Source organism: Streptomyces taklimakanensis (assembly GCF_009709575.1).
In the GTDB taxonomy this organism is placed as follows: Bacteria; Actinomycetota; Actinomycetes; order Streptomycetales; family Streptomycetaceae; genus Streptomyces; species Streptomyces taklimakanensis.
The window spans coordinates 5355821-5366510 of sequence record NZ_WIXO01000001.1 but is presented as its reverse complement, the minus strand read 5'-3'; the positions used below and the strand labels follow the sequence as shown (position 1 = coordinate 5366510).

The window sequence follows — 10690 nt, the reverse complement described above, 5'->3', positions numbered from 1 at the left end:
TGGTTCGGCCGTGGGGTTCAGCTGTGGAAGGGCAGTCCGGCGTCGACGGCTCCGACTCCGCCGTCGGGGTCGTCGGGGGGCGGCAGCAGGGTGGCGCTGCCGTCGCTGACGGGCACCACGCCGAGCTCCAGCAGTTCGGCCATGGCGGCGCTGCCCGCCATGTCGCGGACCTGGAGCTGGTAGCGGGCGGTGGTGCGGTAGGTGCCTCCGGCGTCGTCGCCGGTGCGCTGGAGGAAGCCGGAGTCGGCGAGGAAGGACGCGGCCTTGGCGACGATGCCGGTGGTGGAGCCGGCCAGCCGCCGGGCGTCCTTGGTGGCGCCGGTGGCGCTGCGCCGGGCGTACACCCGCCAGGCGGCCTCCAGGCCGGGAGCGTCGCTGGCCGGGTCGGTGTTCTCGCCCTCCCGCTCGGCGCGCTCCTCCAGACGTCGGCACGCCTGGCGCACGAAGGCGTCCACGCCGTTGACGGAGATCCTGCCGACGTAGCCGTCGTCGGCCAGGTCCTCGGGGCGGGGGAAGGCCAGCGCGGCGATGGCCAGGTGGGCCAGACCGTGCAGGAAGCGGTCGGCCGAGTCGGCACCGGCCCGGCGGGCGTAGTCGCCCATGCGCACGGCGAAGACGGAGTCCTCGGCGGCGGTGACGGCCATGCCGGCGCGCGGGGACACCTCCAGCACCACCAGCCCCAGGCCGGTGGCGACGGCGTCGGCGAGCCGGGCGAAGGCCGGCTCCTCCCGGTAGCGCCGCAGGAGTTCGGAGTACTCGGCGTCGCGGGCGGGCGGCAACTTGGGGTGGAGCCCGAAGGAGACCAGCCGGGCGGCGTCGGCGGCGTCGGCGGGGGTGACGGGCGCCGAGGCCCCGGGGCGCTCGCCGGGCTCCGGCGCGTCCGTCCCGTCCGGGCGGCCGTACTCGCCGTACCCGCCGTACCCGTCGGGCGCGGTGTGGCCGTCGGGCCCGCCGTACGTCCCCGTGGTCGGGTCGTACCGGTCGTTGTCGTTCACGGTGTCACCTCCGAGCGGTCCGCCGCCATGCCCGCCGCGTCCAGCAGGGCGGTGCCCACGATGAGATCGGCGCCGCCGAACTCCGGGTCGTCCAGTTCGGTGCCGTCGTCCACGGCGAACAGCAACCGCCGCTCCCCCTGCCGGTAGGCGGTGCCGACCGGGGGGCTGGCGGCGTGCACCGCCAGCAGGGCCACCAGGTAGGGGAGATCCGGGTCGCGGCGGCGGGCCTCGGCCAGCAGACCGGAGAGCCGGCGCGGTGCGTCGGCGGGGAGATCCAGCAACTCCTTGGCGGCCTCCATCTGGTCCTCGCTGAACCGGCTGTCGTCGGGAGTGGCGACCAGGTCCGGCTCGGGCATCTCGATGCCCAGGTGCTCGCGGGGAGCGGGCGGGGTGAGCAGCAGTTCGGTCAGATCGCCCAGCCGGACGGCGGCGGGGGCGCGCAGCCCGGTGCCGCGGGCGAAGAAGGCGTCGGTGACCCTGGTGGCCCGCTCCAGGGGCAGGGGCAGCACCGGAGCGAGAAGCTGCCCGTACAGGTCCAGTCCGGCACGGGCGGCCGGCGGGGCGAAGGCCTGCCGGTCCTGCTCGGCCCGGAAGAGCGGGCCGGCCTCCAGCAGCCGTGACTGGAGCTGGGTGTGGCGTCGGATGCAGTCCTTGACGATGTCGACCAGTTCGGCGGCGCGCAGCTTGTGGTCGGGGCTCCGGTCGGAGGGGGCCTCGTCGCGCGCCCTGCGGATGTTGGTGAGGATGGCGTTCTCGTGGCGGTAGCGGTCGGCGACGTGGTCGAGCGCCTCGGCGATCATGTCGGGCACGGCGTTGAGCCAGTCGACGGCGCGGACGTTGCGCCGAGTGGCCTCCAGGGTGCGGCGCAGCGTCTCGGCGTACTGCACCGTGCGGTAGCGGGCCTGCTCGGCGGCGAGCTGGGCGTCGGCGAGCCGGCCGCGACTGACCAGCACCTCCAGCTTCACCTCGGCTGCTATCTGCGCGCTGGTGACGTCGGTGTCCAGGGCGCCGACCAGGACGTTGACCGCCTCGTCGGTGGTGCGCAGGTACACGCCGCCGCCCGGGCCGGGGACCTCCTCGATCAGCTTGAAGTCGTAGTCGCGCCGCACGTACTCGCCGTCCGGCCCGAAGGTGCCGTAGACGGCGCGGAAGCCGCGGTCGACGCTGCCGACGTTGATCAGGTTCTCCAGGACCCAGCGGGCGACCCGCTCGTGTTCGGCGGCCGGTCGCTGCGGGGCCTGGGCCGCGACGCGCGGCAGGAGCCTGGCCACTATCTCCTCGTGGTCGGCCCCGGTGTCGAAGTCCATGTGCAGGGTGACCAGGTCGATGGCGGCGAGCGCCACCTCCGCCATCGAGTACGTGCCGTACTCCCCGGCCAGGTTGGCCTTGCGCGCGTCCAGGTCGTGCAGGGGCGCGGTGCAGGCCAGCGCCCGCAGGCGGCGGGCCAGGCCCTCGTCGGCCGCCGGACCGGGGGCGGGCCGGGCGGCGCCGGAGGAGGAGACGGATACGGCTGTGGTCACGTGGCACAGATTAGGCGCTGCCACCGACAAAGATCGAAACGGCGGGTCCGCCACCGGGTGACGGGCCCGCTTCCGACCGCCTCCCGCGCGGGAGGCGGTCGGAAGCGGATCGCCCAGCGGATCGCGCACGCCGTGGACGCCCGTGGCGGCGATGCCCGGACGGCCGCCCCACAGGGTGCGCACCGCACGCGCCCAGGCGGTGAGCCCGGCGACCTTCGCCGACAGGAGCGTCCGCTGCCCGTACCGGTGGTGGGACGGGCGGGTCTCGACGAGTCCGTCGCCGTGCCGGTCTCGGCGCCGTACACCTCCGGCTCCCCGTTCGGGGGAGCCGTCCCCCGGTGGCGTCGTCGGACTCGCGCAGGGCGGTCGTGGGCAGGCGGTCGGGGGACGCGGCCCCCGGGCGGCGGGGCGGGTCGACGGGTCGGGTCGGTGGGGCGGGTCGGTGGGGCGGCCGACGCCTCAACGGACGCGGCGCACGGCGGAGTCGCCGGGGCCGAGCCGGCCGCGCACGGCACTCTGCACGCCCTCCTCCTCGGCCGGGTCGGCGGCGAGCCGTCGCAGGCGCTCGACGACGCGGGTGTCGCCCGTCGCGGCGTGGCGGGCGGCGAGTTCCCGGGTGGATTCCTCGCAGTCCCACAGGCACTCGACGGCGAAGCCGGCCCCGAAGGAGGGATCGGTGGCGGCCAGGGCGCGGGCCGTGCGGCCACGGAGCTGGGAGGAGGCCGTCTCCCGGTAGACGTGCCGCAGCACGGGCGCGGCACGGTGCACGGCCAGTCTGGCGACGCCGTCCACCAGCGGGCGCAGGGCCTCGGCGTCGAGGCCTCCGGCACGGACGGTGCGACGCAGCGCGGCCAGCACCGCGCCGGCGTCCTCCGGCCCCCCGTGACAGGCGAGCAGGGCGGCGGCCGCGTCGCCGAGGGCGTCCTCGCGCCGCGCCCATCGGCGGGCCCGCTCCAGGGCGGCGGCGCCGCGCATCCGGGAGAAGGCCGCCAGCGCGGACCGGGCGACGGTGCCGGGCGAGCCGCCCACGGGATCGGCGGCCTCGACCGCGGCGATCTCGATCAGGTCCAGGGCGGCCGGGTCGCCGCGCTCGGCCAGGTGGCGCAGGGCGACGGCACGGGCGGCATCGGGGCCGCTCCGGGCCGCCGCGAGCAGTTCGGTGCGGTCGTCGGGGCCGGCCACGGCGGCCAGACAGCGGGCGGCGGCGGCCTCGCGGCGCAGCGGATCGCGAGCCGGGAAACCGGTCGGGACGGCGGGGTCGGCTCCGTCGGGGGAGGACGAGTCGCCGTCCTGGGCCCAGCGGAGGACCGCGCGCACGCTCCAGCCGGGGCGCGGCCCGGCCGGGCGCAGTTGACGGCCCCAGCGGCCGAAGGCCCCCGCCTCGCGGGCGCGCTCGATGCGTTCCGCCTGCGCGGGACGGTCCGGGTCCTCGGCCCACAGCCGCCAGGGGCGCGGTTCGTAGGCGTCGCGGACGGCCTCGGCCAGCTCCGCCTCGCCTTCGGGGGTGTGCGGGAAGCGCGCCAGTACGGCGGGGCCGAGGGAACGCAGCCCGGCGTCGTCGTCGCGGACGGCCAGTTCGTCCAGGGCCCAGCGCCAGTTGGCGCCCCGTTCCGCGTAGCGGCGCAGCAGCAGCAGCGCGCCGCGGTCGCCGTAGGAGGCGAGGTGGCCGAGCACGGAGAGGGCGAGCCCGGTGCGCTCCTCCTCGGTGTCGACGAGGTCGGCGGGGTCGAACAGGTGCTCCTCGATCTCGCCGAGCCCGGCGTCCAGGTCCCGGTGGAGGCGCGCGTAGTACAGGGAACGGTGTTCGAGCTGCCAGTCGCGCCGGGGGTCACAGCGCAGGCAGTGGCTCAGCGCGGCGAGCGCCTCGGCACGCGGGGCCGCGAGAGCGTGCAGCGTGCCGTCGCCGCGGCCCCTCTGGAGGAGGCCGAGCAGCGTACCGCTGGGCGCTATGTCGGAATCGACGGAATCGGCGAACATAGGGTCAGCATCCGGTGCGGGGTGTGGGGCTGGCAACGGGATTTCCGCTCTCCGGCATTGTCGCCGGTCACCGTGGGTTTTCCCGTGGTTCGCCCACGGTTTCCCGCCGGAACCCCGACGGTCGGCGTTCCGATGGGAAGCGGCTCCCGGCCGCCGAAGGATACCGAGGAGTTCGGCTCCGCGCCGCCCCCGAGCCGCGCGGACACCGGCGGGCGCCGGGAAGGGAGCGGCTCCCTCCGGCGCCCGCGGCCTCCACGCGGCTCGGGACCACGGGCCCGTCCGTTCCGGCCGCGGCCGCCCGAGGGCCCCGAGTCCCGTCCTCAGACCATCGCGTTCCCGCCCCACCGGGGCATGGGCAGCGACGCGCCGTCCCGGGACGACCGCGGAGCCGTGGGCAGGGCGAACTCGATCTCCTCGCGCAGGTCCTCGACCCGGGAGTACCCGGCGTACCGGCCGGTGAGCCGGTACATCTCCCGCAGCCGGTCCCAGGTGCGGTGCGAGGAGGTACTGCCGATGGAGACCAGTGCCAGCCGCGCGTAGCGATCGGCCTGCTCGGGGTCGTCCGCGATGAAACAGGCCGAGGCGAGCGAGATGTAGTCGAAGATTTTCGACCGCTCGCGACCGTCCTCCCGCAGCTTCAGCGCCTTCTTGGCGTGCCTCTCCGCGATCCTCGCCGCCGACGGGTCGTGCTCGGCGAGCGTGCGGTACGCCAGTGCCTGCATCCCGTGCAGGTCCGCCTCGTCGAACATCTGCATCCAACTGGGCGGCGGAACGTCGTCCCGGTCGGAGACGAACAGCTCCTCGGCCTCGCCGAGGGTGCGACGCATCGCCTGGGCGCGGCCCATGGACGCCTGGGCCCACGCCTCGATGGTGTGCAGCATCGCACGGGTGCGGGGCAGGGCCTCGTCGCCACAGCCCGACCGTGCCAGTTTCATCAGGTCCAGGGCGTCGTCGGGCCGCCCGAGGTGCACCATCTGGCGCGCGGCCCGGGACAGTGCCTCTCCCGCCCGCGGCCGGTCGCCACCCTCACGGGCGGCGTGCGCCGCGATGACGAAGTACTTCTGCGCGGTGGGTTCCAGGCCGACGTCGTGGGACATCCAGCCGGCGAGCACCGCCAGGTTGGCCGCCACCCCCCACAGCCTCCGCTGGATGTGCGGCGGATGCCGGTAGGCGAGCATGCCGCCCACCTCGTTGAGCTGGCCCACCACGGCCTTGCGCTGGAGGCCGCCGCCACGGGCCGCGTCCCAGGCGCGGAAGACCTCCACGGAGCGCTCCAGGGCATCGATCTCCTGGGAGCCGACGGGCGCCGCCTCGTAGCGGTCGGAGGAGACGGGATCGGTGATGGTGGGGCCGTCGGTCCGGGAGGGTCCCGGGGGGGTGGGGGAGTCGTTCCGGAGCCAGTCGCGCAGGGCGCCGTCGAGCACCGGTCCCGCGGTGAGCGCGGCACCCGCGCCCACCAAGCCGCGTCGGTTGAGCATGAGGTCCATTCCCGTGAATTCGGTGAGGACCGCGGCGGTCCGTTCGGAGGCCCATGACAGCCCGTGGTCGGGTTGCCGTCTCCCTACCGGCCCCGATCGGCCGAACCCGAGGTCCTCGATGGTCACGACACGGCCGAGTCGCTCGGTGAACAGGGTCGCCAACACCTTGGGCACCGGATCGCGCGGGGTCTCCCCCCTGTCGATCCAGCGCCGCACCCGGGAGGTGTCGGTCGCCAGCTGCGGGTGGCCCATGGCCGCCGCCTGCCGGTTCACGCGCCGGGCGAGTTCGCCCTTGGACCAGCCGGTGAGGCCGAACAGGTCCGCGAGGCGGGTGTTGGGTCCCTTGGTCACGTCAAGCCCCCAGGATCTCGGCTGAGTTGACAGTAGCCCCCGCCGGGCCCCGCGCGAGGGGGGCGAGGACATTCGCCAGGGTTCGCCAGGGTTCGCCAGATGGCGGGCCACCCACCCGCCGGTGTCCTGTAGAACCGCGCCACCCCGTCCGGTCGTGGGTCCGCCGCATTCCCCAGGGTGCGGCGCGGCTCCGGTCGGTCGGGTGGCGCGGCAACCTGTCGGCACACGAAGGGATCCGGCTCGTCCATGAATCCAACACCGTCCCCCGTGTCGGCCCCGGCCCTGCCGCGTCCGCGACAGCAGTACGCCCCCGTCCACCCCGGTCCGATGCGCGCTTCCCCCGTGGTCGGCGGCCTGCCCCGGCCGCGCAGGCCGTACGGCGGCCCCGTGTCCCCACCGATCGGCGGGAGGCTGGATCTGTCCGGTCCACAGGGTTCTCGGCTGCGCGCCGTCGTCGCCGCGGTCCACCGGATCTGCCCGGAGTTCCGAGCGGTGCAGGTGATGCGCAGGAGCGGGCGTTCGGTGCTCCTGCTCGGCGCCATCGGTCGCAGCCCCGCGGTGGCCAAGTGTCTGCTGGACCACTCCCCCGCGCAGGTCGAGCGATTCCGGTACGAGATAGCGGTTCACCGCGCCTTCGTGCGCGACCGGCCGCCGGTGCGGGTGCCCCGACTCGTCGCAGCGGACCCGGACCGCTGCGTCCTGGTCACCGAACGGGTGCCCGGCAGACCCGCCGCCGATCGGCGTCATCCGTCGGATCCCCCCGCGCCCGCCGACCTGAACGCCGTGCTGGACGCGGTCCGGAGGTTGAACGCCTGGCGGCCTTCGGCGGGCCGGTTCGAGGCGCCGATCGACTACGGCCGGCGGATCGCGCGCCACCACGCGCTGGGACTGCTGACGGACCGTGACGCGGACGACCTGGGGAAGCTGCTGCACGGTCTGGCGCGCACCGGCGGGCGGGGACAGTTCTGCCACGGTGACGCCCTGCCGACCAACATGCTGCTCTCGCCCGTCGGTCCGGTGCTGGTCGACTGGGAGCACGCCGGCTGGTACCTGCCCGGCTACGACCTCGCCACCCTGTGGTCGGTGCTCGGCGACAGCCCGTCGGCCCGTCGTCGGATCAGCCAACTGGCCCAGTCCTCCGGACGCGACGCGCGGGACGCCTTCCTGGTGAACCTGATGCTCGTGCTCACTCGTGAGATCCGGGCCTGCGAGACGGCCGTACAGCACACGATGCGGGACCCGGATCCGGCCACCGGAACCGACCGCCCCGGCCGGATGAGCACCGGCGAGGAACAACGGCTGCTGCTGCGCCGACTGCACGACGACTGCGCGATGGCCCGACGCGCGGTGCGGGCGGCGGTCGGCACCCGCTGACTCCCCTCCCGCAACGCTCCCCGACGCTCCCGCGACCCCACTCGCCGTTCCGCCACGGCCGCCTCCCGACGGGTCGCGGGAGCGTCATCGGGCTGGACCTGTGACGCCTCCCAGGCCCGGGGCCCGTCCGGGGGAAAATCCGCGAAACAGGCTCTGACGTGCGAGTACTTCCCCTCCACGCGTCGTTGACGGATCGTCGGGCGGCCGGTACCCCTGTGGACAGTCCCCTCCCGCGCCACCGCGGGAGATCCCCCAGGAGGCCGCTTTGCCGAGTCCCGTCCCCACCGGCCCACCGTCCCGTCCACCCTCGCCGCACGATCCACCGTCACCGTCACCGTCGTCCCGGTCCCGGCGGCCGTACCGACGAGGGGGAGGGCTCGGCCGGTCGCTGCGGGCACTCACCGCCGCCGGATCGGCCGCCGCGCTGTTGGCCCTCCTCCCGGCGGCTCCCCCGGCCGGCGCCGGCGAGCCGGAGCCCGGTTCGCTTCAGGGGGCGTTCGCCCACGCCGCGGAGCGGTACGGGGTGCCCGAGAGCGTTCTGCTGGGCGTGTCGTACCTCCAGTCCCGCTGGGACGACCACAGCGGCGCGCCCAGTGTCTCGGGCGGCTACGGCCCGATGCACCTGACCGACGTCCGCGCCGCCCTGGAGCGCGAGCCGCACCACGGCCACGGCACGGAGGACCCGCGCGGCGACACCGCCCGCGGCACCAGGGAGGTCCGCGGCACGCTCCCCGAGGTGGCGGAGCCGCCCGAGCGGCTGCGCACCCTGGAGCGTGCCGCGGAGCTGACCGGACTGGACGAGGAGGAGCTGCGCACCGATCCGGCGGCCAACGTCGAGGGCGGCGCGGCGCTACTGGCCGCCGCGCAGGAGGAACTGGGTCTGCCGCCCAGCGACGACCCGGCGCGGTGGTACGGGGCCGTGGCCCGCTATCCGGGCTCCTCCGACACCGGGGCCGCGAAGGTCTTCGCCGACGAGGTCTTCGCCGTGATCCGCGAGGGCGGACGGCGCACCACCGACTCCGGCCAGGTCGTGACGCTCGCCGCCGACCCGGACCTGACCCCGGACGCCTCGCTGCTCGCCGAGTCGGACCCGCGGACGGCGTCCCCGGGGGCCGCCGGGCGCGACGAGCTGGTGGAGTGCCCGAGATCCGTCTCGTGCGAGTGGATCCCGGCGCCGTACCAGGAGTACACCGACGCCGACGGCTCGCCGAACTACGGCAACCACGACCGGGCGAACCGCCCCGAGTCGCAGGAGATCGACTACATCGTGGTCCACGACACCGAGGCGACCTGGGACACCACGCTGAAGCTGGTGCAGGACCCCACGTACGTCTCCTGGCACTACTCCCTGCGCGCCTCCGACGGACACATCGCCCAGCACCTCCCCCTGAGGGACGTGGGCTGGCACGCGGGCAACTGGTACGTCAACGCCAAGTCGATCGGCCTGGAGCACGAGGGCTTCCTGACCTCGCCCGACGCCTGGTACACGGAGGCGATGTACCGCACCTCGGCGCGGCTGGTGAAGTACCTGGCCCGCAGGTACGACATCCCCCTGGACCGGCAGCACGTCCTCGGGCACGACAACGTGCCGGGCGTGACCGGCGCCAACATCCCTGGAATGCACACCGATCCCGGCCCCTACTGGGACTGGGGGCACTACTTCACACTGTTGGGCGCGCCCTTCCACCCCACGGCCGGCCCGCGTTCGGAACTGGTGACCATCCGACCGGAGTACGACGAGCACAGGCCGGTCTACACCCGCTGCGACGGCTCCGGCGAGCCGTGCCCGCCGCACGGTTCGAGCGCGGTGCGGCTGCACACCGGGCCGAGCGCCGACGCCCCGCTGGTGAGGGACGTCGGACTGCGGCCGGGCGGTGGCGACTCCACCACCGGTGTCAACGACATCGGCGCCCGCGCCACGACCGGCCAGCGGTACGCGGTGGCCGAGCGGCGCGGTGCGTGGACGGCGATCTGGTACCTCGGTCAGAAGGCGTGGTTCCACAACCCCGCCGAGGCACCGACCGCGGTGAACTCCCGTGGCTGGGTGGTCACCCCGAGGGAGGGCGTCGCATCGGTGCCCGTCTACGGCCGCGCCTACCCGGAGGCGTCCGCCTATCCCGAGGGGGTCCCCGCACAGGCGCTCTCGCCCCTGCCGTACACGGTGGAGGCGGGGCAGGCGTACGCGGTGGGGCTGCGGACGGAGGGCGAGTACTACCACGCCAAGACCTTCGATCCCGCACACCACGTGGTGGTGCGGGGCGAGGAGGAGTACCTCCAGATCCAGCTCGGCCACCGGGTGGCCTTCGTCAAGGCGTCCGACGTCACGGTGCGCCGGGCGCGCTGAGGGTCGTCGTCGCGCCGGTGACCCGCCGCCCGTACCGTCCCGTTCGCGTCGCGGACGGGACGGTGCGGGGCTAACGCCGGAACATCTCCGCGGGCAGCGGCTTCAACAGCTGGTACAGGTCCTCGGTGATCGGCCGGTCCCAGCTGGCGATGGTGACCAGCACACCGTCGCTGCGGTCGAACTGGACGCAGGAGATCCGGCTCTCGGAGCAGATGATCCGCCGAACGACGAGGAGGTTGTCGTCCAGCATCACCGGGCTCTCCTCCACCCCGGTGACGGTGACCTCCTCGTCGTTCTCCAGGGCCGCCAGGAGCTGCGCCACCTCGAAGGGCACCTGGTCCTCGACGGTCTCGCGGGCCGGGGAGCCCTCCGGCAGGTTCCCGATGATCATGGCCGGCCCCCGGCCGCCGAACAGGTCGTAGCGCAGGAAGACGCCCTGGCAGCTCCCGTCCGGCGCGGGCAGCAGTCCGGCGCCGAGATTGCCCGGCCAGTCACCCGGGTCCATGGCCAACACGTCGAAGTCGGGTCCGGCGGGTGTGGGAGCGCTACGGCGACGGAGAAAGGACATGCGGCCATGGTACGGGGCCCGTCCCGACGCGTGGGTGGAACGCCCGCGCCCCGGGAACACGGCCGGAGGGGCGGGAGCGCAGG

General features: G+C 74.7%; 7 protein-coding genes. 2 read left to right on the top strand and 5 right to left on the bottom strand.

The genetic code is table 11. The features are described from left to right. Positions 1–17: 17 nt before the first annotated feature. The 4 genes from F0L17_RS23635 to F0L17_RS23620 form a co-directional block, all read right to left on the bottom strand. Positions 18–995: a hypothetical protein gene (locus F0L17_RS23635; protein ID WP_338018193.1), complete on the bottom strand. Its 978-nt coding sequence runs from the start codon at positions 993–995 to the stop codon at positions 18–20. Then, on the bottom strand, positions 992–2515 hold the full coding sequence (locus F0L17_RS23630) for a hypothetical protein (protein ID WP_338018192.1): 1524 nt from the start codon (positions 2513–2515) through the stop codon (positions 992–994). Before F0L17_RS23630 ends, F0L17_RS23635 begins: the two co-directional genes overlap by 4 nt. Before the next feature lie 459 nt (positions 2516–2974). After that, positions 2975–4492, bottom strand: a complete 1518-nt coding sequence (locus tag F0L17_RS23625; protein WP_155072618.1) for a HEAT repeat domain-containing protein — start codon at positions 4490–4492, stop codon at positions 2975–2977. Positions 4493–4812: 320 nt separating this feature from the next. Continuing rightward, the gene (locus F0L17_RS23620) at positions 4813–6321 is read right to left on the bottom strand and encodes a DNA-binding protein NsdB (protein WP_162466622.1); all 1509 of its coding nucleotides are present in this window, start codon (positions 6319–6321) and stop codon (positions 4813–4815) included. Between the two features lie 246 nt (positions 6322–6567). Here F0L17_RS23620 and F0L17_RS23615 point away from each other — a divergent pair, with 246 nt between their 5' ends. After that, entirely contained in the window at positions 6568–7695 is a 1128-nt protein-coding gene (locus F0L17_RS23615; protein ID WP_155072617.1) for an aminoglycoside phosphotransferase family protein, read from the top strand. A gap of 388 nt (positions 7696–8083) precedes the next feature. Next, on the top strand, positions 8084–10039 hold the full coding sequence (locus F0L17_RS23610) for an N-acetylmuramoyl-L-alanine amidase (RefSeq protein ID WP_155074110.1): 1956 nt from the start codon (positions 8084–8086) through the stop codon (positions 10037–10039). Positions 10040–10109: 70 nt separating this feature from the next. Here F0L17_RS23610 and F0L17_RS23605 read toward each other — a convergent pair whose 3' ends face one another. Then, complete coding sequence (locus tag F0L17_RS23605) at positions 10110–10607, bottom strand: glycosyltransferase family protein (RefSeq protein ID WP_155072616.1); 498 nt, start codon at positions 10605–10607, stop codon at positions 10110–10112. Positions 10608–10690 lie beyond the last annotated feature (83 nt).

What these genes read in the sequence shown, in the direction of transcription:
- F0L17_RS23625 (WP_155072618.1), bottom strand. Translation starts at nt 4,492, where the DNA reads ATGTTCGCCGATTCCGTCGATTCCGACATAGCGCCCAGCGGTACGCTG.
- F0L17_RS23615 (WP_155072617.1), top strand. Translation starts at nt 6,568, where the DNA reads ATGAATCCAACACCGTCCCCCGTGTCGGCCCCGGCCCTGCCGCGTCCG.
- F0L17_RS23605 (WP_155072616.1), bottom strand. Translation starts at nt 10,607, where the DNA reads ATGTCCTTTCTCCGTCGCCGTAGCGCTCCCACACCCGCCGGACCCGAC.